Source organism: Janthinobacterium sp. 1L-D-8-B-C4, assembly GCF_057291295.1.
Window position 1 is genome coordinate 75,081 of the sequence record NZ_JBXAVX010000017.1, and the last position, 21,945, is coordinate 97,025.

20 protein-coding genes and 2 pseudogenes are annotated in these 21,945 nt (G+C 54.8%); 16 read left to right on the forward strand and 6 right to left on the reverse strand.

What is annotated here, in order from left to right:
* The first annotated feature begins 71 nt into the window (after positions 1 to 71).
* From AC0Z42_RS24730 to AC0Z42_RS24790, 13 genes and pseudogenes are all read left to right on the forward strand, one after another.
* Positions 72 to 815 carry a c-type cytochrome gene (locus AC0Z42_RS24730; RefSeq protein ID WP_070223575.1) on the forward strand — a complete coding sequence of 248 codons (744 nt, stop codon included), beginning with the start codon at positions 72 to 74 and terminating at the stop codon, positions 813 to 815.
* A 6-nt stretch (positions 816 to 821) separates the two neighbouring features.
* A complete protein-coding gene (locus AC0Z42_RS24735; protein WP_485470790.1) occupies positions 822 to 2,120 on the forward strand; it encodes a c-type cytochrome in 1,299 nt (432 codons plus the stop codon).
* A gap of 8 nt (positions 2,121 to 2,128) precedes the next feature.
* Positions 2,129 to 2,302: a hypothetical protein gene (locus tag AC0Z42_RS24740; RefSeq protein WP_175444849.1), complete on the forward strand. Its 174-nt coding sequence runs from the start codon at positions 2,129 to 2,131 to the stop codon at positions 2,300 to 2,302.
* Positions 2,299 to 2,874: a cupredoxin domain-containing protein gene (locus tag AC0Z42_RS24745; protein WP_070223573.1), complete on the forward strand. Its 576-nt coding sequence runs from the start codon at positions 2,299 to 2,301 to the stop codon at positions 2,872 to 2,874. Before AC0Z42_RS24740 ends, AC0Z42_RS24745 begins: the two co-directional genes overlap by 4 nt.
* Positions 2,861 to 4,480: a cbb3-type cytochrome c oxidase subunit I gene (locus AC0Z42_RS24750; protein ID WP_485470791.1), complete on the forward strand. Its 1,620-nt coding sequence runs from the start codon at positions 2,861 to 2,863 to the stop codon at positions 4,478 to 4,480. Before AC0Z42_RS24745 ends, AC0Z42_RS24750 begins: the two co-directional genes overlap by 14 nt.
* Positions 4,480 to 5,292, forward strand: coding sequence for a c-type cytochrome (locus tag AC0Z42_RS24755; protein WP_070223566.1), 813 nt, complete (start codon positions 4,480 to 4,482; stop codon positions 5,290 to 5,292). Before AC0Z42_RS24750 ends, AC0Z42_RS24755 begins: the two co-directional genes overlap by 1 nt.
* 284 nt (positions 5,293 to 5,576) lie before the next feature.
* Entirely contained in the window at positions 5,577 to 5,819 is a 243-nt protein-coding gene (locus tag AC0Z42_RS24760) for a hypothetical protein (RefSeq protein WP_485470792.1), read from the forward strand.
* A gap of 197 nt (positions 5,820 to 6,016) precedes the next feature.
* A pseudogene (locus AC0Z42_RS24765) lies at positions 6,017 to 6,199 on the forward strand (IS66 family transposase); the annotation flags it as partial.
* 610 nt (positions 6,200 to 6,809) lie between these two features.
* A complete protein-coding gene (locus AC0Z42_RS24770) occupies positions 6,810 to 7,700 on the forward strand; it encodes a hypothetical protein (protein ID WP_070289060.1) in 891 nt (296 codons plus the stop codon).
* Positions 7,697 to 8,944 carry a tyrosine-type recombinase/integrase gene (locus tag AC0Z42_RS24775; RefSeq protein WP_070289059.1) on the forward strand — a complete coding sequence of 416 codons (1,248 nt, stop codon included), beginning with the start codon at positions 7,697 to 7,699 and terminating at the stop codon, positions 8,942 to 8,944. The genes AC0Z42_RS24770 and AC0Z42_RS24775 overlap by 4 nt, the downstream gene beginning before the upstream one ends.
* A gap of 119 nt (positions 8,945 to 9,063) precedes the next feature.
* Positions 9,064 to 9,333 (forward strand): type II toxin-antitoxin system RelE/ParE family toxin, encoded by a 270-nt coding sequence (locus tag AC0Z42_RS24780; protein ID WP_070223560.1) that lies wholly within the window; start codon positions 9,064 to 9,066, stop codon positions 9,331 to 9,333.
* A gap of 49 nt (positions 9,334 to 9,382) precedes the next feature.
* Positions 9,383 to 9,685, forward strand: a complete 303-nt coding sequence (locus AC0Z42_RS24785; protein ID WP_070289058.1) for a HigA family addiction module antitoxin — start codon at positions 9,383 to 9,385, stop codon at positions 9,683 to 9,685.
* Between the two features lie 135 nt (positions 9,686 to 9,820).
* Positions 9,821 to 10,285 (forward strand): annotated as a pseudogene (locus tag AC0Z42_RS24790) (IS6 family transposase); the annotation flags it as partial.
* 33 nt (positions 10,286 to 10,318) lie between these two features.
* On the opposite strand, the gene AC0Z42_RS24795 reads toward AC0Z42_RS24790, so the two are convergent.
* A complete protein-coding gene (locus AC0Z42_RS24795; RefSeq protein WP_175445163.1) occupies positions 10,319 to 11,737 on the reverse strand; it encodes an ISKra4 family transposase in 1,419 nt (472 codons plus the stop codon).
* Between the two features lie 259 nt (positions 11,738 to 11,996).
* Here AC0Z42_RS24795 and AC0Z42_RS24800 point away from each other — a divergent pair, with 259 nt between their 5' ends.
* The 3 genes from AC0Z42_RS24800 (at position 11,997) to AC0Z42_RS24810 (ending at position 13,438) form a co-directional block, all read left to right on the forward strand.
* A complete protein-coding gene (locus AC0Z42_RS24800; RefSeq protein WP_071650240.1) occupies positions 11,997 to 12,344 on the forward strand; it encodes a CzcE family metal-binding protein in 348 nt (115 codons plus the stop codon).
* 406 nt (positions 12,345 to 12,750) lie between these two features.
* Positions 12,751 to 12,969, forward strand: a complete 219-nt coding sequence (locus tag AC0Z42_RS24805) for a sulfatase-like hydrolase/transferase (RefSeq protein ID WP_485470802.1) — start codon at positions 12,751 to 12,753, stop codon at positions 12,967 to 12,969.
* The gene (locus tag AC0Z42_RS24810; RefSeq protein ID WP_083287606.1) at positions 12,959 to 13,438 is read left to right on the forward strand and encodes a phosphatase PAP2 family protein; all 480 of its coding nucleotides are present in this window, start codon (positions 12,959 to 12,961) and stop codon (positions 13,436 to 13,438) included. Before AC0Z42_RS24805 ends, AC0Z42_RS24810 begins: the two co-directional genes overlap by 11 nt.
* Before the next feature lie 262 nt (positions 13,439 to 13,700).
* Here the strand turns inward: AC0Z42_RS24810 and AC0Z42_RS24815 are convergent, their stop codons facing one another.
* From AC0Z42_RS24815 to AC0Z42_RS24835, 5 genes are all read right to left on the reverse strand, one after another.
* Complete coding sequence (locus AC0Z42_RS24815; protein ID WP_083287605.1) at positions 13,701 to 15,803, reverse strand: heavy metal translocating P-type ATPase; 2,103 nt, start codon at positions 15,801 to 15,803, stop codon at positions 13,701 to 13,703.
* 228 nt (positions 15,804 to 16,031) lie between these two features.
* A complete protein-coding gene (locus tag AC0Z42_RS24820) occupies positions 16,032 to 16,616 on the reverse strand; it encodes an SIS domain-containing protein (RefSeq protein WP_485470793.1) in 585 nt (194 codons plus the stop codon).
* 127 nt (positions 16,617 to 16,743) lie between these two features.
* Positions 16,744 to 17,172 (reverse strand): MgtC/SapB family protein, encoded by a 429-nt coding sequence (locus AC0Z42_RS24825; RefSeq protein ID WP_071650238.1) that lies wholly within the window; start codon positions 17,170 to 17,172, stop codon positions 16,744 to 16,746.
* Positions 17,173 to 17,580: 408 nt separating this feature from the next.
* Positions 17,581 to 18,243, reverse strand: a complete 663-nt coding sequence (locus AC0Z42_RS24830; RefSeq protein WP_485470794.1) for a winged helix-turn-helix domain-containing protein — start codon at positions 18,241 to 18,243, stop codon at positions 17,581 to 17,583.
* A 510-nt stretch (positions 18,244 to 18,753) separates the two neighbouring features.
* The gene (locus tag AC0Z42_RS24835; RefSeq protein WP_070289056.1) at positions 18,754 to 21,939 is read right to left on the reverse strand and encodes a CusA/CzcA family heavy metal efflux RND transporter; all 3,186 of its coding nucleotides are present in this window, start codon (positions 21,937 to 21,939) and stop codon (positions 18,754 to 18,756) included.
* Positions 21,940 to 21,945: the final 6 nt, after the last annotated feature.

Below are 21,945 nucleotides of genomic sequence, written 5' to 3' on the forward strand. Positions count from 1 at the left end.
TCGTCACATTGAATACTTTGTATCGTGCAGCAGCGCTGTACAAGCTGACTTTTCCTTGGGAGAGTGATCCAATGCCGCATGTCGTCACCGTCGCAACCGTCGCGAAACCGCTGGCCAGCGCCTTGCTGTTGTTTTGCGCGGTCACCGCCAGCGGCCAGTCGGTACAGCCGCACGACACCATCCCCGCCTTCAGCAAGCTCGATTCGATCGAAGCACGCGTGCAGGGCTGTGTCACCTGCCACGGCCAGCAAGGGCAGGGCACCTCGAACGGCTACTTTCCCCGTATTGCCGGCAAGCCGGCCGGCTACCTGTACAACCAGCTGGTCGGCTTTCGCGACGGCACGCGCAGCTATCCGCCGATGAACTACCTGGTGGCTTACCTGCCCGACGCCTACCTGAAGGAAATCGCGCAGCACTTCGCCTCGCTGCGCCCCGCCTTTCAGACGCCCGAACAGCCATCGGCCAATGCGGCGATGGCCGAACGGGGTCGCGTGCTGGCCACCGTGGGTGATACCGCCAAGGGCATTCCCGCCTGTATGGCCTGTCACGGCAAGAGCCTGTCCGGGATGGAGCCGGGCATCCCGGGCTTGGCCGGCCTGCGCTCGACCTATATCGTCGGCCAGCTGACACGCTGGCGTGTGGGCGAGCGGCGCGCGGCCGATCCGGACTGCATGAAGCGCATCGCTACGCGCCTGTCCGATACCGACGTCACGGCCGTCGCCTCGTGGCTGGCGCAGCAAACCCCGCCAGCCAATGCATCGCCGGAACCGTCCAACCTTGTGCGCATGCCGGTGGCCTGCGGCAGCCAGCGCTAGGGGCCCATGATGCGCAAAAGCCTGCAAATCCTGCTTGCCCTGTTCGTCTTCGCGCTGCTGGCGGTGGCAGCCGTGTATCTCCTGCGCCCCGGGCATATGCCGAACCAGAAAAAAGCTCCGCGCAGCGGCGAGACGAGTGCGTCCACGCAGCTGATCACCAAGGGCGAATATCTGGCGCGCGCCGGCGACTGCGTGGCCTGCCACACGGTGCCCAATGGCCCGATCTTTGCCGGCGGGCGTGCCATGGCCACGCCGTTCGGCAACCTGTACGTGCCCAATATCACGCCCGACGACGACACCGGCATCGGCCTCTGGACGCCCGACGAGTTCTACCGCATGATGCACACGGGCGTCTCGCGCGACGGCACCTTGCTTTATCCGGCCATGCCGTTCGCCTCGTACACGCAGGTGACGCGGGCCGACTCGGACGCCATCTTCGCCTACCTGATGTCGGTCACGCCGGTCAGACAGACCAACCGCGCGCACGAGTTGCGCTTCCCCTTCAATAACCGCGAACTGCTGATCGGCTGGCGCACCCTTTACTTCAAGCAAGGCGAGTTCCAGCCCGACCCGGCGCAATCGGCCGAGTGGAACCGTGGCGCGTATCTGGTGCGCGGCCTGGGCCACTGCGCCATGTGCCACACGGCTGTCAATGCGCTGGGCGGATCGAGCGAATCGAAGGCATTCGAAGGCGGCATGATCCCGAACCAGAACTGGTATGCGCCCTCGCTGACCTCGAACCGCGAAGCGGGCCTGGGCGACTGGAAGATTTCCGAAATTTCGGATCTGTTGCAGGTGGGCGTGTCGCATCGCGGCACCGTCTACGGGCCGATGGCCGAAGTGGTCTACAACAGCCTGCAATACATGACGGATGAGGATACCAAGGCGATGGCCGTCTACTTGAAGGCGCTGCCGCAGAAGGACGACGCGCCGCCGCCGACCAGCCAGGCGCGCCTGGTCGATCCGGCAGTGATGGAGACCGGCCGCAAGGTGTATGTGGCGCAGTGCGCGATGTGCCATGGCGCCGAAGGCAAGGGCCAACCGCCATCGTTTCCCATCCTGGCCGGCAACCGCTCGATCACCATGGTCACGCCCGTCAACCCGATACGCATGGTACTCAATGGCGGCTATCCGCCAGGTACCTACAAGAATCCGCGCCCGCACGGCATGCCGCCGTTCTCGCACATTCTGAACGACGACGAGGTGGCGGCAGTCGTCACCTATATCCGTGTCGCCTGGGGTAATAGCGGTACGCCCGTCAATGCTGCCCAGGTCAGCGACCTGCGCAAACTCTTGCCTGAATAAGGAGGCCCATGCAAATGCCTGGTGACACCGAATCCGAAGAACTGAACAAACGCATCGACGAAATCGTCAGCCACGGCCCCTCGGGCGCGTTCGCGGTGGCGGGCATCGCGACCTTCATCGTGGTCGCGATCTTCTTCCTTTTTTACTGGCTGGTGTACCTGCCACGGGGGACGGTGCAATGAGTGAACCTGCCGCACATGAATTGCACCATGCGTCGGAAGCGGTGGCAGTGGCGGCCGAACGGCGCTGGGCGTACATCGTTATCGCCATTATCGTGTTGCTGCTGGCCGTGATGGTCTTCACGGGCCTACACTGGGCCGCCATGCCGCCGTCGCGTGTGGAAACGGTCGACGTCAGAACCTTGCACCTGAAAGGCGAATTCGTCGAAAACAACCTGGGCACGGCGCTGGAAAAAGACGGCCGTGTGGTGGTGCGCCTGATCGGCCAGCAGTATTCGTTCGCGCCGCAATGCATCGTGGTGCCGGCCGGCGTGCCCGTCACGTTTCGCGGCACCAGCAGCGACGCCATCCACGGTTTTGTGGTGGGTCGCACCAACGCCAACACCATGCTGATTCCGGGATTCATTTCTACCTTTACCACTACATTTCCCAAGGCAGGCGAGCAGCTGATGCCCTGTCACGAATACTGCGGCACCGGGCACGAGGCCATGTGGGCCAGGTTCCAGGTGATTCCTTCCGACGAATTCTATGCCCGGGCAAAAAAGGCAGAAAGGATGAGCTGTGTTCCTGGCTAAACGACTGGTCCTCGCCCATTTCTGGGTCGCCTTCATCGCTTTTTTCGCCGCCATCCTGCTTGGCGAATGGCAGATGTTCGTGCGCAGCCCCCTCTCGCCCTGGGTCAACAACCCCGAACATTACTACCGCTCCGTCACCGCACACGGCACCGTGATGGGCTATGTGCTGCCCACGCTGGTGGCGATGGGCTTTGGCTATGCGATCACGGAGCTGGCCCTGAAACGCCCATTGATCGGCCTGCGCTGGGCCTGGGCCGGTTTCTGGCTAGTGATCGCCGGCACGCTGATGGCGGCGCTGACCACGGCCTCGGGCAAATCGTCGGTGCTGTACACCTTTTATCCGCCGATGATTGGCAGCGTCTTTTACTACCTGGGCGTGGTGCTGGTGGTGGTGGGCTCTTGGGTGTGGGTCGCGCTGATGTCGGTCAACCTGCGTGCCTGGAAAAAAGCCAATCCGGGTGCCACCATGCCGCTGGCCATGTTCGGCAACGTGGCCGGCGCCTATCTGTGGGCCTGGACCTCGGTCGGCGCGGCGGTGGAAATCCTGGTGCTGATCTTGCCGGCCGCGCTGGGTTTGACCGACACCATCAACGTCGGCCTGGCGCGCGTGCTGTTTTCCTGGACGCTGCACGCCATCGTCTACTTCTGGCTGATGCCGGCGTATATCGCATTCTATACGCTGTTCCCGCGCGCGATCGGCGGACGGCTGTACAGCGATACCATGGGCCGCGTCGCATTTGCGCTGTTCCTCGTGTTCTCGATGCCGATCGGCATCCACCATCTTTTCGCCGACCCCCAGGTCGGCGCCGGCTTCAAGTTCGTACATGCGGCGATGACGGCAATGGTGTCTATTCCGACCCTGCTCACGGTGTTCACCATCGTCGCCTCGGCCGAAATCGTGGGCCGGCTGCGCGGCGGCAAGGGACCGGTCGGCTGGGTGAAAGCGCTGCCGTGGTCCAATCCGTGGATGCTGGCCGTCACGCTGGCTTTCATCATGCTCGGTTTTGGCGGCGCCGGCGGCATCATCAACATGAGCTACCAGCTCAATGAGTCGATCCACAACACGCAATGGGTAACGGGACACTTCCACCTGATCTTTGCCGGCGCCATCGTCATCATGTACTTCATGGTGGCGTATGAGCTGTGGCCCCAGCTGCGTGCTTGCAGGCCGCTGTCGCCACGCCTGATCAGGGCGCAGCTGTGGAGCTGGTTCATCGGCATGATGATCCTCACCATGCCGTGGCACTTGGTAGGCTTGCTCGGTGCGCCGCGCCGCATGGCCTATTACGACTATACGCATCCGCTGCTGGCGCCGCAGGCCATCACGGTCACCATGTCCACCTTTGGTGGGCTGATACTGGTGATTTCGGCGGCGCTGTTCATCTACATTCTGGCCACGCCAAAACGTCAGAATGCGCCGGCGGCGCCGTTTACCTTTAGCCAGGCCGTCCATCCGAACGCCAGGGTGCCGGCCGCCCTCAATGGGTTTGCATTGTGGGTGGCGATGATGATCGCGCTCACCGTCGTCAACTATGGCTACCCCATTTTGCAGCTGGCGATCACGCCTGACGCCAGCGTTCCGATAGTGCCGATAGGAGCGCGATAATGCGAGAACACGGCTTCTTTTCCCGAGCAAACCGCATCGGCTGGGTCAGCACGGTTGGCCTGCTCGTGCTGACATTGATTGCGGTGCTGGTCGCCTTTGCCTGGCTGCCGTCAGCGCAGGCCGACTTCCGCGCGAAGGGATTATGGGACAGCATCTGCCGTGCCGCGGGCGTGCCGGCCAAATGGCTCGATGGCAGCCCGCGCAAGGACAATGCCGACGTGGTCGCCACCAACGTGGTGCTGCTGCCGGCAATGGCGAAACCGGCATCCTCGGCCTCGGTCGGGCGCGGCGCCACGCTGGCACTGAACTGCACCATGTGCCACGGCGCGCTGGGCCTGAGCCGCTCGGACGCGCCGAATCTGGCGGGCCAGTATCCGGAAGTGATCCGCAAGCAGATGCTCGACTACCAGAGCGGCAAGCGCAGCAGCGCCATCATGGCCGCGCTGGCGCGTAACCTGACCGAAGAAAACATCGCCGACCTGGCCGCCTACTACGCCAGCTTGCCGAAAGCGCGCACGGCCCCGACAACCTACGACGAAGCGCTGCCGGCGCTGGTGCGCGTGGGCGATCCGATGCGCAATATCGCCCCCTGCATTTCGTGCCACGGCGGCGTCGATCAGAAGCTGGGCGCGCCGTGGCTCGAAGGCATGCCAAAACCCTATCTGGTGCAGCAGCTCGAAGACTTCAGGCATGGCCGGCGCAAGAACGACGGCCAGCAGCAGATGCGAAATGTCGCGCGCCAGATGACAGACGCGGAGATCGACAGCGTAGCCACGTTCTATGCGAGAAAGGCGCTGCCCGAGCATCGGTAGTTCGTCAAGTTGACAAGCACCGCCAGCACGACCAGCACCCGCCCCGATAGCCTATATCGCAACGGCGGAGCTAGTGCTTTGCGCTGTCGGCCTCAGCCAAGAAGTGAGCGCGCCGCGTCAGTTTCTTCTTTGAGGCTTACTCGGGGTCTGAAATGCTCATTTGCGTGATGGATCGCTGGTAGTGCCAGTGCTTAATTTTTCAAGCGGTCCTGCTTGATCAGCGTATGTCGCGGTCGTCGGCGATGAACAGGTAGTAGTTTTTAAACTTAACTTGGAGAAAATCCATGGCAAGCAAAGGGACTGGCGGTAAGATTTCATCGGCGGCAGGCCGCATCCTCGGCAATTCAGGAACATCGGCGCTGCAACGTAGCTTGGCTGGAAGCGCCTTAGCGCAGTCAGGTACACAAAAGGTGACTGGCAAAGACATGGAAGCGAAGGCATCAGCTGCGCTTAAGAACCCAAATTCTGCGGCTACAACCAAATCCCTTGCCGGCTCCTTGGTATCTCAGTCAGGAAAGAAACGTTAGTGATTAAGTGGGGGTAGGCAGGGGTATCTCTGCGGCTGTCAAATCTTGAAAGCCGCAGCCCTTTCCGCAAGAGTCTTTTGAACGACGTAGAACAAGATTAGTGACTTTGCTTATGTTGCTGTACCGGCAGTCGATGATCTTTGCCCGCAAAGGCTTCGAACTGGAACGTGCACAGTTCTGGACAATGGCAAGACCAAGACAGCGCTGCCGGGGCCACCATGCCATCTGCAGCCTGGTTTGCTTATACGCCAGACCGGAAAGGCATCGACCCGCAAACCTACTTGGCAAACTCTGAGGATGAGTTGCAGGCCCATGCGTATGGCAGTTTCAATGCACTCTACGTCGACGGCACCATACAAGAAGCGGGTTGTTGGGCGCATTGAGGCCGAGATATGCGGCAAGCCGTCGCACGAACGACAGCAGGCGAGCCAGCAAGATCAAGCCCGTTGCTCGGCGCCTTCGATAGGTGGCTGCACGCCACTCTTGAATATCTGTCGCGCAAGCCGGACACGGCCGCGGCGAACCGACTGTAATTTTTACAGTGCACGGGGAGCATCATTTGGAATAGCGCATTGGAATTTGATTACGGACTCGAACGAGTACTGCTGTCGTTTGAGGACCAAAATCGAGAATGCATACTGATGTCGCAAAACACCCAGAATGATGACGGCGTACTTTGGCGACAGAGTTGAGAAACTGTGCGACATCTAGTTGTACCTTTTCGGACGATTTCGCAAACACCCCATAATGATGTCGCAAAACACCCCAGAATGATGTCGGCGTACTATGAGATCGGTCGGTATCTTCTAAAAGCATACAATGTTAAGTAGTTTACTTAATATGGGCTAAGTATTATAGGGTAAATTACAGGTACGTTTATGCATGAAAAATACCGGTTTAAATACCGCTGTCTGGCTGGTCGTGCTATGCTCTTTTTCACCCACGCCGCCGTGATGTCCGCGCTGGCCCACCCGATCAATTGCGCGCACCATGCAACCACCATCAGACCCGCTGTTCCCACCGCCGCCAGCACCGGCATCGCTGCCGCGCAACGCCGGCCGGCCGCGTTTTGCGCTCACCGACGATGAGGCGCGCAGCCTGGTGATGCAACTGGGCGATATGCGTACCCGTCACGCCAACAACCCCCGCCAGCATCGTCCGTTCGTGCACGATTTTCTACGGGCGGTGCACCACGCGACCGGGCGCATCTACAGCGCAGGGACCTATCGCAAGCTGCTGCAGGCGTACGCGCCCGAGCGCACGCCGTCAACGACCACGCTCGAGACCGAAAAAAACTTGCTTGAGCATGAGCTGAAAAGCCGCGCGGTGGCCGTCGGCATCGCTGCGGCAACGCCACTGCCGGCAGCTGAGGCAGCGCCATCGGTGCCAGCACCGGCGCCGGCGCGGGAAACCGGACTCGAGCTCCAGCAGATCATCAGCTTGCTGCACCACCTGTCAGCGCGACTGGATCAACAGGATCGGGCGTTCGCAGGCCAGGATCGTTCGGCCGGCTTGCAAGCCCACAACGACTATCTGCGCGAGCGTCTCGCCGTCACCGAAGAGGATTTAAATGAAACGCGGGCGCAGGCCGCCCGGATGGCGCTCGAGGTGCAAGCTGCCGCCACCCAGGCAGAGGAGCGTGCGCGCGAGCTGGCGGCGCTGTACCAGAACGTCAAGGACCAGGCGGCGGCGCTGGGCGCGATGGCGGAAGAACTGCATGGCAGCCGGCAGTTTGCCATGCAGGCCATCGATGGCGTGCGCGGAGAAACGCGCGGGGCCAAAGAACGCTGCGCGCAGCTGGAGCAACAACTCAAGGACAAGGAGCAGCAAGTGGACATGTACCGGCAAATGGCGTTCAGCAAAGGAGCGCCTGCACGATGACTGGACTGACGCCCTACGCCCACGGCGCCGGCCAGCTCGCGGTCGCCGCCCCCCAGCCGGTGCACAGCCTGGGGCCCGTCGCCAACGACTGGGAAGCGATCAATGTGTGGCTGGCCGCGGTGGCCGACAACAGCAGAAGCGGTTCCAATGAAACGCTCAAAACCTACCGCTACCACCTGGCCAAGCTGCGCTGGTACTGCGAGCGCGAACTGGGACGCCCGCCGTCGACCTGGACCCTGCAAGATGTGAAAGCCTTCCGCAACTACCTCGCGCAGCTGCCTGCTTCGTCCTTGCGTACTATCAATATCGCACCTGGTGCGCCAGACTACTCACCGTTCCAGAAGCAGCCCGGCGTCAGCACCCAGTCCGACATCATGCGCTTTACCAAGGCCATGTTCAGTGCCCTGCATCGCACCGGCTATCTGCGCCTCGATCCGATGGCGCTCGTCCAAGCGCCGAAGCAGCGCCGCTTGGACAAAAAACGCGCCGTGGGGGATGATTTGTTTGACCTGGTGCTGCAGGTGATGGCGGAGGCGCCGCAGCCAACCCAGAAAGACCATCAGATTTACGTGCGCGACTGCTTCATCTTCATTTGCCTGCGCGAGTCGGGACTGAGGGCGTCGGAACTCATCGGGGCTAAAATGGATGCCGTCGGGTTGCTGTACAACCCCAACAGCGGCAACACCTATTGGGCCATGACGGTCAAGGCAGAGACGGCCAAGGGCGGCAAACAGCGCACGGTACCGGTGAGCGTGGCGTTCCTGGAAGCTTTTATTGCCTACCGGCGCGCGTTCGGACTGGATCCGATGCCTGGACCGAACCCCCAGCAGTATGGGCTTGTGCTGTCCGTGCGCACCAAAAAAAGGGAGAGCGGGAGCCGGATCAAGAGCGCGTCGGACCGACGGCTGTTTGGTGAATGGCGCGACGTGGGGAGCCGGCAAGGACTGCATGGCATCATCAAAGGCCGGATACGGGATGCAGTCCTTCTGCTGGAGCAGGCCGGCGATGGCGCAAGCGCCGCGCACCTGGATCGAGTATCGGCACACTGGCTGCGGCATACGTTCGCGATGACGTCGCTCTTGTCGGGTCAGGATCTGCGAAGCGTGGCCACGTCGCTGGGCCATGCCAGCGTCGACACGACCATGGGCTACACGGAACAGGACGCGATCGATCTGATCGAGAGTTGGGAGCGAGAAACGCCAGGCCGCGTGGCCCGTGCGGGCCAGGCCGATGGAATCAAGTGAACAGGAGTTAAATTTTTTGGTAGGCTTCCCCCCAAATGCTTCAGCCGTCCAACTAAATGTAACGAGGAAAATTCTTGCGTTTTGTTGACTGTTAACCGGATAACGGATAATATGAAAACATGCCAATTCAATCCTTCGCTTGTCCCGACACGCAAGCCCTGTTCACCACAGGCAGGAGTCGCCGATTCGTCAACATTAAGAACGTAGCCGAGCGCAAGCTGGCCCAGCTCGACGCGGCTCCCTCGGTGAATTTCATGAAGGCGCCGCCGGGTAACGACCTGAAAGAGTACGACGGCGCTTGGCATGTGCGGATTAACGACCAATGGCGTCTGACCTTCAAGTGGGGTGATAGCGGCCCTTATGAAGTGCTGATCGAAGACCCACACTGAGCGGGGCCTAGCCCCGCATAGAAAAACCTGAACAGCCACGGAGGGCATTATGTTCAAAAATGGTATGCGTCCTATCCACCCAGGCGAAATTTTGGTCGAGGACTACATTAAGCCCATGGGCGTCAGCGTGCGCGCTGTGTCTCTGGCCCTGCACGTTCCGTACTCTCGCCTCAGCGAGATCACCAAAGGTGAGCGCGGCGTCTCCGCTGATACGGCACTTCGCTTGGAGCGCTATTTTGGCAGTGAGGCACAAGGATGGTTGAATCTCCAAAGTGCGTATGATCTGCGTATGGCCGAAATATCCGCTGGCAAAGCCATCGCCGAAGCAATCAAGCCGCTTGCGTTGGCATAGCTCAAGAAAATCTATGTTTCTCATTGTGAACGACGGACTTGAATTGGTCCTGTCGCATTAGCAAACCTTCGATGGCCGATCAGGAAAACTACGGTGCTTAATCTTGAACGACTCGATGTGCTCCACTTCAAGAGGATGCGCTTTCCGATCGATCTGCTCCTTGTCTGCATTCGTTGGTACGTGGCCTACCCGCTGAGCTACCGGCACGTGGAAGAAATGATGGAGGAGCGCGGCTTGTCGGTAGACCATTCATCGATTAGCAAATGGGCGGTCCGATTTCTTCCGCAGATCGAGAAGATGGTCCGCAAACACAAGCGCCCGGTCGGTGGCAGCTGGCGAATGGATGAGACGTACATCAAGGTCAAGGGCGTCTGGAAATACCTGTACCGCGCTGTCGACAAGCAGGGCAAGAGCGTCGACTTACTGCTCACGGCCAAGCGTGACATGGCGGCAGCGAAGCGCTTCTTCGACAAGGCCATCTGAGCTAACGGCGATCCAGACAAAGTCGCGATGGACAAGAGCGGCGCCAACAACGCGGCCTTCGATTTGATCAACGCCGGCCGTGACGTGCCAATCTTGGTGCGCCAGGTTAAATACCTTAGAGTGCGTGCAAAACCTGGGGAGGCTGACAGATCATCCTTGCTGCTCAAATGTGCTGCCATTGGCGCAAGACTGTCGAGAGGCGACGGAAGTCGGCCTGGTCGCGATCAAAGTTTGCAGTCTGCCTGGCGAGAGTTCGCCATTGAGAACGGCGACTCTGACCTGTGCAAGGCAGTGCGCGCCTTCGTCGGTCCAGCGCATTTGGCGCTTCTTGGCCATGCGCTGGCTGACGACCAGATTCACGGCCGATTCGGCGATGCTGCTGCTGATTGGCAGGCCTTTTCTATATCGTGCACCATAGTTGACCAGGGAATCGGTGTTGTTGCGGATGTAGCAGCTGACGGTACGCAGATTCCACCACAGCCTTGAGAATTCGTAACCATCCCTGCACAGCAGCCTGTCATCAAGTGCCTTGATTCTGGCCACCGCCTTACTGCCCTTGCCATGCCAGACCAACCATTTGGCGCCGCGAATATCACGCTCCATCGACTCGTGTCCAAGCGAGTCGATGGTCTTTTCGCCGGAAATCGAGTTCAGTGCCGCCTGAAACTTCATCGCGATATGAAACCAGTCCAGGATACGGCCGCGCGCGAGCTGGCTTCCTTTGACGGCTTTGCTGAATTCGCCGGCATCGTCGCTAATCACCGTCACGCGCTGATTGGGCGCCACGCCGCAACGACTGAGAAACTGATCCAGCCGTGCAGCCGCCGATGCGACTTCCTTGTGGACGTAGGCGTAGACACGCGGCTCGCCGTCGACAAAAGTCGCGCGGCCGACGACGAGATTCACATGCCGACCCAGACCCCGAATGGAGTCGGTGTGACGAAGCCAGGCCGAATCCACGCTGACTGCGCCGACATGCTCGGATTCACTGTCACTGGGCTCTGTGACGACCTGCCTGGCGATATCACGTTCGATTTCGGCATCGAGCAGCTTGCCAACAACGTGGATCCGATTCCTGGTGCCACTGAAAGAGATGCCCTGATCCAGCGGCAAAAGTTCTTTGAGCAAATCGGTCGCCGCTCTGAACGGCAGATGGGCAGCCCATTTGACCTGGAGGTAGTTCAACTCGGGTGTCGTGTGTTCGGGCAGCGCCTCGCTCAAGGGACTGAACGTACGTTTTGGCGCGCCATGGCAATTGCATGACCACAGTCTCGGGCTCGGCACGGTCACCTTGCCATATACGGTGCGCACGACACGCGCCCGGCTTTCCTTGTGCTGCAAGGCTGCGGCGCAAAACCTGCAATGCATTTGTCCGGCAAGCCATGAATCCACTTGCTGCATCACCAATGCGCGCTGCACCTCGGCCAAAAGAGATCTCCCCTCGGAAAGCGTGAGACCCAGCTGTGAAAGACTATGGTCGGGACGCTCGATCACCGCCAGAACCGCATTGTCTGCTCGGCTGGTATCGTCGTCTCCGTCAACGATGCGTGCCTCTATAATCAAACGCATGACCATCTCCCTCGCCGTTGCGATACCCGTCAGATTACCGCAATCATGCCGAACCGAAAAGAATGCCGCCGAATGTTGCATCAGGTCATCTCCCCAGGTTTTGCACGCACTCGTTGATGGCGGTAAAGATTGGGTAGCTGACGCTTACTGTTGTAATGCAAATGTAATGATTCGGCCATTCCGGTGTGCGATCACTTCTATAAAATGAACTCACCGAATTCGAAGATTCTTTCACCACAACCATGAGGCAGGAGATCAAATGAACTTAATCAAAACCAAAATCATCACCGCGTTTGTGATTGCATCCCTCAGCCCGCTAATTGCCACTGCTCAGTCTCAGAGTAAAGTCATGGCTAAAACCAACCTTGGCAGCACGGTCCAAACCCAAGCAGTAACACGTAGCGTCACAATTTTGCCATCTACAAAATATGTAAATGTCAGGCAGGGAGATGTCGTTACATTCACCTCTGATGGAAAACAGTTTACCTGGCTATTCGATACTCTTCGCCCTACAGATGATTTTGATCTATCCTCCATTGCACCAGCCGAAATGAAAACGCATGGTGTTCGCGTATATGTGGGATCAAATCCTCTTTATGCTAACTAGCTGATAACTGTTTAACCGGCACATGTTATTTCCTTGCACGTGGCATGTAGCCCGACAGTGTAGCTTGTTACTCGCGTAGCTAAAGCCTGCCAAACAGCCTGCCAAACCGCTACGCGAACCGTAGCTTGCAGCATACATCTACGTGCCAGACTTATACATTACTTGCTAGTTCCAGAAGCAATAGCTTTGCACAGCCAATTCATTTTTTCTGCAATATCCAGAAATTCGTGCCCCTCCTATCTAATATTCGAGATAAGAATATACGATGTATACTTCGCGGATATTTTTCTATGCGATGCTGGGAAAAGGTTGATCGAATACAGGCATCCGCCATCGAATTAACTATTATCCACTGATTCATTCTCTTACATATCATTTAAGTTGTTTTTTTGGAACGCCTTTTGTTATATCCCCCATAGAACAGCGCCACGTACCGATGCTTATATGGATGTCAGATGGCTTTCAAGACAGACTGCGACTCAAACGTTCTTGTCTGGACGCGCGACGCGCCTTGCCTTACTCGCATGATAATGTATTCCATTCGATACTGGGATTGCTCGGCGTAAGCACCTCAGTTTACAAGCCAGAGCTTGATATATTAAACGGATGCACCAATGCAGAGTAAGGCATACTCCAAGGCATTGCTCCTCTTAGCTGTTAGCGCCGGCTTGCTATTATGGATGGGGCAGGCCGCTAATATCGACATGTGGCTAGCAGGACTGAGCTTTGACGCCCAACAGCAGGTTTTTCCGTTGCGAAATTCATGGGTGACCGAACGCCTGTTACACAAATATCTTAAAAATTCACTGAATTTACTGGCTATTTTCTTTGCTATTCTAACCATGATCGGCTGGAAGTATCCGGGAAAGTTTTGGAAACCCAAATTCGACCGCCGCATCCGACTAGTCATTTTATCGTCGATACTGGTTCCTGCGACTATCAGTCTATTGAAGAGGAGTAGCCGGTCGCACTGCCCTTGGGATATTGATCAATTTGGCGGCACCGTGCCTTATTACCGTCTTCTGGAATTTATGCCGGATTTCGTTATAGCCGGAAATAGTTTTCCTGCCGGACACGCTTCAGGCGGTGGCTGATTTCGTTATGTGTTTTTTGGCTACCGGCCGAGCCAAAAAAGGCTATTCCTGCGGGCGTAGCAGGTTTTGCGGTGGGGTTGACCATGGGTATATCACAGCAATTACGCGGGGCCCATTTTCTGAGCCATACGTTATGGTCGATCTGGTTCGCTGCGGCGTTAATCCTTGTTCTTTATTGGCTCTGCATAGCGCCAAAGAGGGAGGATTTAAGAAAATAAATTTCGGCGCGCTACCGTTCAGCTCTGGTGCGCGCCCTTTCTTTTTACGCGATGGTTTTTGCAGATTTAATATCACCATAAACCAGCAAACGTAATGCATTGATGACAACCAGCAACGTCGATCCTTCATGGAATATGACCGCGGTCCCAATGTTCAAACCCATTATGGTGGCTGGTATCAATACTGCGACGACGCCCAAACTGACCCACAAGTTTTGCTTGATGATACGACTGGTGCTCCTGGACAGTCCTACGGCGAAGGGTAATTGTGCAAGGTCGTCTGCCATCAGTGCAACATCTGCCGTTTCTAGCGCTACGTCCGAACCCGCAGCGCCCATGGCGATTCCAACTGTTGCATTTGCCATAGCTGGTGCATCGTTGACGCCATCGCCAACCATGGCGACTTTGCCGTGCTTATCACGAAGTTCCTTGATCGCTTCGACCTTTTGCTCTGGCATCAGGTCGCCACGCGCCTCAGTTAAGCCTACGCTTTTGGCAACCGCATTGGCAACTTGCTGATTATCGCCTGAAATCATGATCAGGCGATCGATACCCAAACCACGCAGCGCCGCCATGACCTCTCCTGCCACTGGACGAGGCGTATCCATGACGCCCAGTACTCCCAGAAAGCGTTTCCCTTTAAGAACAATCATGGTCGTACGCCCTGCTTCCACTAGTTTCAGATCAGCGTTGAGCACGTCCACCGGCAGGACATTTCCATCTGTTTCCGAAAAAAAGACCGGCTTGGCAATGTACACGAGTTCTTCACCGACCATCGCCTGTACCCCGCGCCCCGTAATGCTCTTGATATCGGACGCCTGCACTGGTATCACGGAGTTCCCTAGTCGTTCCTTTGCACCGACCACCACGGCGGACGCCAGCGGATGGTCACTATGCTCCTCAATTGCCATAGCTACTGATAACAGTTCCTGTTCGGTCGCCCCGTCAGCTGCAACAGCATCAGTCAGCTTAGGCTTGCCTTCAGTGAGAGTGCCGGTTTTATCAAAAGCAATTGAAGTAAGCGTGCCTAGATTTTCCAGCGGCGCTCCTCCTTTTACCAGAACACCACCCCGCGCTGCCCTTGCAACACCGCTCAATACAGCACTTGGTACGGAGATGGCCAACGCACATGGGCTTGCGGCAACCAGGACAGCCATGGCGCGGTAAAAGCTGTCCGAGAAAGGTTCATCCACCACAACTCCGGCAAACAGCAGAATGGTTACCAGAACAAGAACTGCCGGCACGAAGATACGCTCAAACTTTTCGGTAAAATTCTGTGTCGGTGAGCGCTGCGTTTCTGCATCGGCAACCATCTTGACTACGCGCGCCATCGTCGACTGATCCGCACGCCGAGCCACCATGACCTCGATGACGCCACTACCATTGATGGTGCCTGCGAACACGCGGTTTACAGCTGCGACCTTGTCAAAAGCCTTCACCGCCTCTGCAGGATCAGAAGCGGGTTGCTTGTCGACGGGAACGCTTTCGCCGGTTACTGGCGCCTGGTTCACACTGCTGGTACCCCGGGTCACCACACCGTCAGCAGGAAGGCGTTCGTTCGGTCGGACAATCACGATATCGCCAAGCTGCAGTTGTGACACTGGAAGCTCAATCATCGTCCCATTCCTGCGTACGTTGGCCGTTTCGGGAGCAAGCTTGGCCAATGCCTCGATCGCACGACGTGCACGCCCCATTGCATAATGCTCCAGCGAATGCCCAAGGCTAAACAAAAACAGTAATAGAGCCCCTTCCGCCCATTTTCCCAATGCCGCAGCACCCACGGCAGCGACCAGCATCAGAGTGTCAATTTCGAAACGACGCGCACGGATATTCTCGATCGCTTCCTTGGCGGTAAAAAATCCGCCGAAAAAATACGCTGCAACAAATGATGCAGTAGGCAACCAGCTTGGGCCGAACGAGAATTTTTCGATCCCCCATCCTGCCAGCAGCAAGATGCCCGATACACCGGCAAAAATGAGTTCCGCATTTTCACCCAAAGCACCACCATGCGCATGGTCGTGGCCAGCATGTTCATCCTTGGGGCGGTGATCGGCTGCCACCTGCCCAGGATGGTCGTAGGCTTGCGCAGCCTTGTCAGGCTGGTTATCTTCTGGTCCGCCTTCAACGGGATGTTTAGTTGCATTCATGGATTAATTCTTTCATGTCAAAGGAATTATGGAGCTTGCGCTGTGGAACATCGGTCGTACTTAACATTTTCCGATACCGCATCTTTCGCGCAGCTATTGAAACAGTGTCTTTAAGAACCATCCCTAACGATGGGGAAGTAAAAAAACAGTATAAACCAAGGACAAGTTTTATCTCATCAGGTAAAAATTCTCTGCATTCCAGTGAGGCCGGATTTTCACATAAATGTACTAGTAGTTTTCAGGAAAGCGCGAACGCTCTACCAATTCGATCAGTATGTGAATAATCTTAATATGCATCTCTTGCACGCGGTCTGCATATTGGCCAGCTGGTGCACAAATACAAACATCGCATAGTGGCTCAAATTCCGAACCCGCCTTGCCCGTCAATCCAATTACCTTCATTCGGAGATTGCGGGCGCTGGTAACAGCCATAATGATCGACGGACTTTTTCCGCTCGTACTGATGGCTAACAGCACATCGCCTTCACGCCCATGCGCCTCCAGATAGCGAGAAAATACCTGGTCATATCCGAAATCGTTTGCAACACACGACATATGGCTTGGGTCACTGATCGCTGTTGCTGGCAGACCAGATCGATCATTACGGAAACGCCCAGTAAACTCTTCTGCAAAATGCATCGCGTCGCACATGGACCCTCCGTTACCACATGTGAATATCCTTCCTTCACCATTAAAGGCAGCCAGCAAGACATTTGCTGCACGCTCTACCCGCTGCAGCCCAGATTCGTCGGCTAGAAATGTATCGAGGGCCTGTTTAGCATCGGTCAAACTTGCTTTGATGTGTTCCAACATAGTTTACTCCGAAATATATTTTAAAATATCTTACTATTGATAATAATTTTAACTTCATTAATTTTAACAAATAACTATACATAAGACTTCACAAGAAATATTCGTAATGATGGGAATTCATGATCATTCATGTATTTAATTTTCTGAGACGTAGTGTCAAAAAAGTTACAAAACTCAATACCACGGCGATATCGTACAAAGCAAATCCCACTGCAGCGCCAATTGCGCCAGTCACCCACACTGTCGATGCCGTGGTATTTCCGCGCATCTCGCTACTACTCTTGAAGATAGTACCGGTACCAATAAATCCAATCCCCACAATCAAACCGTATAGGACCTGCGCTAACTGTGGTGAATTTTCACCGAGCGCACCGATTCCAATTAAAATAAAACCGCAGCTGGCCATTGCAACTATAGGAAATGTCCGCAAACCTGCGCCACCATTTGTTGCCGACTCTCTGTCCCACCCAATTGGCAATGCCAAAGCATAGGCGATCAACATATCAATAATGTGAGAAGCGACTTCAATCCAGCTCATTGATTGAAAGCGAAGCATCAAAATATAACCTTCTTTTAATTTATTAAAATTTTGGACTGCACAATGGTTTTAATGGCGTCGCCGTTTTCGCTTTCGTGGATGTCGAGTCGGTAGAAGAATTTCTTTCTTTACCAACTTTTTTCTACGACTCGACAGCCGCATCCATAACACGAATCCCATGAGCAGCAAGAATGTCAGAACGGATGTAACCAAAACTGTCCAAGTGACCTCCAGATGAAAATCAGGCATCTCTGTAAGATTGCGCGCCCCCACGCTTTCAATTGGTTTATTTTCTACTATCGGAGAATTTTTAATCGCATCATTCATTTCAGATCTCAATTAATATGTGAGATGTATGTTAAAATTTATATAGCTTTTTGATTTTTATATTTTGTATTTAGAACGCATTCAACTCCAAAGGAATTTTTAGCATGGATTAGCCATTAAATATCCTTGGCCATAGGCGGTAGTAATAATGCCCGCACCCAGTTTGCGTCGGACCTGACAAATATGCACGGCTAGCGTATTGCTTTCAATCGTAGCAGCTCCGTCATACATCATTGCTTCTAGATGCTCATGTCCAACAACATGTCCCTTCCCCTGCATAAGGGTTAGCAGGATCCGGTATTCGTGATCGCTAAGCCGGACTGGCTTACCAGCACGCGTTACACTACGCTTTACGACGTCAATTTCAATATCGCCCCAAGTTATTAAAGGCACCATACGGCCCTCACTTCTTCGGGTTACTGCGCGTACGCGCGCCCACAGCTCATCAAATTCAAATGGTTTCAGCAAATAATCGTCTGCACCAGCATCAATCCAAGTTATACGCTCACTCACCTTACAGGATTCGGCTGTTATGAGTACTGGTGTCACGTCATATTGAGCACGCATATTTCGAAGCAGGTTCAACCCGAATTTCGAAGATAGATCATTATCGATTAGGACAATAGAGTAACTCGTCTCAAGCAAGGCCAATCTTGCTGCGATAAGGTCTTTCACATGATTGATCCTCCAGCCATTTTTCAAGGCGCTATCAAATACCTTATCGGCAAATGAGATATCACTTCCCAGCAATAATATACGCATGACTCCCCCCATCTTTACCAAAAAATTATTTTTATTTGATTGTCAAATATTTTATTTCTATAAAATTTTTGTGATTAACCAATTTAAATCCGGCAACCAATAGGACACAGAATCAAAAACAACAAAAATCAACAATAAAACGAGTGCCAATATCAACAATTTTTCGCCGATATATTTTATAAATTCTCTTTCATTTTTCATTGATACACCAACTCTTTCCCTATACATCATATCAATGCACAATTAAATCGCAATATTTTTTGAAAAAAATTCAATTACTGCCAACCTTCTGATCGCGCTAACCAAGAAGAAATTCTAAAAATATTAATTAATAATTTTCATTTTTAATAAAATAAATAATAATTACATGCAGTATTATCGAAATCATACTTTTCTACTGTGCCCATAGCGGTATTGTGATTTCTGACCACGTCTATGTCGCTCTTTTTCCGCCCAAGCGATGCCATGCTTGGGCGGTTTGTTATCAATTGTCGTTAATCAATATGAGGATCAAGCAGGAAGTTGATCTTTTTCCTGGACAGTACCGGATTCAGCATCCTCATCCTTGCCATGTGCTAAGCGATAAAGCAGCGGAAGGACCAGTAGCGTTAGCAGCGTCGATGAAATAATTCCCCCAATAACGACTGTCGCAAGTGGCTGTTGTACTTCCGCACCTGTGCCGGTCGCAATCGCCATCGGAATAAATCCCAGCGATGCCACTAATGCAGTCATCAAGACTGGTCGCAAACGAGTCAGCGCACCCGTCGTGATTGCCTGGTCTAAGGACATGCCCTCATCGCGAAGTGTCCGGATAAAGGAGATCATCACTAAACCGTTCAGCACGGCCACACCAGACAAGGCGATAAAACCGACTGCAGCGGAAATCGAGAGCGGAATATCGCGCAGCCAAAGCGCCAGAATGCCGCCTGTCAGCGCAAACGGAATGCCTGTGAACACAATCAAGCCGTCCTTGGCGTTATTGAACATCACGAATAGCAAGGTAAACACGAGGAATAATGCGAGTGGCACGACCAGTTGCAGTCGCTGGGTTGCTGACTGCAGTTGTTCAAAAGTCCCGCCCCAGATCATCCAGTAACCAGGTGGTATTTTGACTTCCTTCTGAATCAGTTTTTCCGCTTCGGGAACGAAGGTACCAATATCGCGCCCACGCACATTCGCGCTCACCACGATGCGTCGCTTGCCATCCTCCCGGCTGATCTGATTAGGACCTGGTGCAAAATCGAGGGTGGCTACTTCGGAGAGAGGGATGAAACTAACTTCCCCGGCCGCACCGTTCGTTCCCGAAGAACGTGCCAAAGGAATAGGCAGGCGCTTGAGTGCCTCCAAGTCAGTTCTCAGATCTTCCGGAAGCCGCACGATGATGTCGAAACGGCGGTCACCCTCAAACACGGTGCCGGCATTTCTTCCGCCTGTAGCAATCGCCAACGCTTCTTGAACCGCGCCGACATTGAGGCCATAGCGAGCAGTCTTCTCCCTATCGATATTGACAGTGAGCATCGGCAGGCCGGAAGTCTGTTCGGTCTTGACCTCCGCCGCGCCGGGGATGCGAGAAAGTACACCAGCGATTTGCGCCGCTGTCGCATTCAGGACGTCCATATCGTCGCCAAATATCTTGACGGCGACATCGCTACGCACCCCAGAAATGAGTTCATTGAAGCGCAACTGAATGGGCTGTGAGAACTCATAACTGTTGCCAGCGTAAGTGGCTGCCTCCGCTTGTACGGCCGCTAGTACTTGCGCGCGGGTTTTTTTCGGACTCGGCCAGTCTTTTTCAGGCTTAAGCATCACATAGCCGTCTGAAATATTCGGCGGCATCGGGTCAGAAGCAATTTCCGCAGTACCTGTACGCGCGAAGACCCGCTCAATTTCCGGAAACTTGGCCTTCAGACCAGCTTCGAGCTGTTTCTGCATTTCGATCGACTGGGTCAGGCTAGTCCCCGGGATGCGCAACGACTGAATCGCAAAATCGCCTTCGTTCAGATTGGGAATGAACTCGCTCCCCATCCGACTTGCGACAGCACCCGACAGTACGATAAGCACGACTGCAGAGGTTACCACGACAGCTTTATTGAGTAACGCCTTGGCCAGCAAAGGCGTGTATAAGCGCTTGGCAAACTCCATTACGCGATTTTCTTTTTCAGCAACATTCTTGCCGATAAACAGTGCGATAGCGGCCGGGATGAAAGTGAGCGACAGAATCATCGCGCCGACAAGTGCCGCGACAACGGTAAATGCCATTGGATGGAACATTTTTCCTTCCACACCGGTCAGGGCGAAGATAGGAATATAGACGATCATGATGATGAGCTGACCGAACAACAATGGGCGACGTGCCTCTTTTGCCGCAGCAAATACCTCATGAAAACGTTCCGCGCGAGTCAATGTACGTTGATGATGCGCTTGCGCATGAGCCAGACGGCGTACGCAGTTTTCTACAATGACAACGGCTCCGTCGACGATGATGCCGAAGTCAAGGGCGCCGAGACTCATCAGGTTCGCGCTGACCTTATAAGTCACCATCCCCGTGAACGTAAACAGCATGGCCAGCGGAATGACCATCGCGGTGATCAGAGCAGCTCGTATGTTACCAAGGAATAGGAACAGTACGACGATGACCAGTACCGCGCCTTCCATCAGATTTTTCTTAACGGTATTGATTGCCTTGTCAACCAGCACGGTCCTGTCATAAACAGTGACGGCTTTGACACCAGCGGGCAAAGTGCGGTTAATCTCCGCCATTTTTTTGTCTACCGCTTGCGAGACGATCCGACTGTTTTGTCCAATCAGCATGAAGACAGTACCCAACACAACCTCGCGGCCGTTATCGGTCGCCGCACCGGTACGCAGTTCACGCCCGAGTTCGACTTCGGCCACATCACGAATGCGAATCGGTACCCCTTGAACGGTATTGAGAATAATATTTCTCATATCCTCCAGCGACTTTACCTGGCCAGGAGCGCGGATCAGAAACTGTTCACCACGTTTTTCAATATAACCGGCACCGACATTGTTGTTGTTCGCGTCCAGCGCAGTGACGATGGCCTGAAACGTCAGGCCATACGATGACAGCTTTGTCGGGTTCGGTGTAACGTGATATTCCTTTGCAAAGCCACCTATGGAGTTGATTTCCGTAACCCCAGTCACGTTGCGCAATTGCGGCTTGATGATCCAGTCCTGGATTTCACGCAAATCCGTCGGCGTGTAAGGCTGGCCATCGGCCTTCTTTGCGTTCGGCTCACTCTCAACTGTCCAGAGATAAATTTCGCCCAAACCCGTTGAAATTGGACCGAGTACCGGAGATACGCCTTCAGGCAAGCGTTCTTTCGCTTCCTGCAATCGTTGGTTGACCAGTTGCCTGGCGAAGTAAATATCCGTTCCATCTTTAAAGATGACGGTAATCTGCGACAAGCCATAACGCGACAATGAGCGCGTCTGCTCCAGACTTGGCAAGCCGGCCATCACTGTTTCGATCGGAAAAGTCACACGTTGTTCAACTTCCAGCGGCGAATACCCTGGTGCTGAGGTATTAATCTGAACCTGGACATTGGTAATATCGGGTACGGCATCAATTGGCAGCTTTTGGTAGCTGAAGATACCAATACCCACCATGGCAATAACACCGAGTATCACCAACCATCGATGCTCGATGGAAAAGCGGATTATGCGTTCAAACATTTGATT

What these genes read in the sequence shown, in the direction of transcription:
- AC0Z42_RS24730 (WP_070223575.1), top strand. Translation starts at nt 72, where the DNA reads ATGCCGCATGTCGTCACCGTCGCAACCGTCGCGAAACCGCTGGCCAGC.
- AC0Z42_RS24735 (WP_485470790.1), top strand. Translation starts at nt 822, where the DNA reads ATGATGCGCAAAAGCCTGCAAATCCTGCTTGCCCTGTTCGTCTTCGCG.
- AC0Z42_RS24740 (WP_175444849.1), top strand. Translation starts at nt 2,129, where the DNA reads ATGCAAATGCCTGGTGACACCGAATCCGAAGAACTGAACAAACGCATC.
- AC0Z42_RS24745 (WP_070223573.1), top strand. Translation starts at nt 2,299, where the DNA reads ATGAGTGAACCTGCCGCACATGAATTGCACCATGCGTCGGAAGCGGTG.
- AC0Z42_RS24755 (WP_070223566.1), top strand. Translation starts at nt 4,480, where the DNA reads ATGCGAGAACACGGCTTCTTTTCCCGAGCAAACCGCATCGGCTGGGTC.
- AC0Z42_RS24760 (WP_485470792.1), top strand. Translation starts at nt 5,577, where the DNA reads ATGGCAAGCAAAGGGACTGGCGGTAAGATTTCATCGGCGGCAGGCCGC.
- AC0Z42_RS24770 (WP_070289060.1), top strand. Translation starts at nt 6,810, where the DNA reads ATGCAACCACCATCAGACCCGCTGTTCCCACCGCCGCCAGCACCGGCA.
- AC0Z42_RS24775 (WP_070289059.1), top strand. Translation starts at nt 7,697, where the DNA reads ATGACTGGACTGACGCCCTACGCCCACGGCGCCGGCCAGCTCGCGGTC.
- AC0Z42_RS24780 (WP_070223560.1), top strand. Translation starts at nt 9,064, where the DNA reads ATGCCAATTCAATCCTTCGCTTGTCCCGACACGCAAGCCCTGTTCACC.
- AC0Z42_RS24785 (WP_070289058.1), top strand. Translation starts at nt 9,383, where the DNA reads ATGTTCAAAAATGGTATGCGTCCTATCCACCCAGGCGAAATTTTGGTC.
- AC0Z42_RS24795 (WP_175445163.1), bottom strand. Translation starts at nt 11,737, where the DNA reads ATGCGTTTGATTATAGAGGCACGCATCGTTGACGGAGACGACGATACC.
- AC0Z42_RS24800 (WP_071650240.1), top strand. Translation starts at nt 11,997, where the DNA reads ATGAACTTAATCAAAACCAAAATCATCACCGCGTTTGTGATTGCATCC.
- AC0Z42_RS24810 (WP_083287606.1), top strand. Translation starts at nt 12,959, where the DNA reads ATGCAGAGTAAGGCATACTCCAAGGCATTGCTCCTCTTAGCTGTTAGC.
- AC0Z42_RS24815 (WP_083287605.1), bottom strand. Translation starts at nt 15,803, where the DNA reads ATGAATGCAACTAAACATCCCGTTGAAGGCGGACCAGAAGATAACCAG.
- AC0Z42_RS24820 (WP_485470793.1), bottom strand. Translation starts at nt 16,616, where the DNA reads ATGTTGGAACACATCAAAGCAAGTTTGACCGATGCTAAACAGGCCCTC.
- AC0Z42_RS24825 (WP_071650238.1), bottom strand. Translation starts at nt 17,172, where the DNA reads ATGCTTCGCTTTCAATCAATGAGCTGGATTGAAGTCGCTTCTCACATT.
- AC0Z42_RS24830 (WP_485470794.1), bottom strand. Translation starts at nt 18,243, where the DNA reads ATGCGTATATTATTGCTGGGAAGTGATATCTCATTTGCCGATAAGGTA.
- AC0Z42_RS24835 (WP_070289056.1), bottom strand. Translation starts at nt 21,939, where the DNA reads ATGTTTGAACGCATAATCCGCTTTTCCATCGAGCATCGATGGTTGGTG.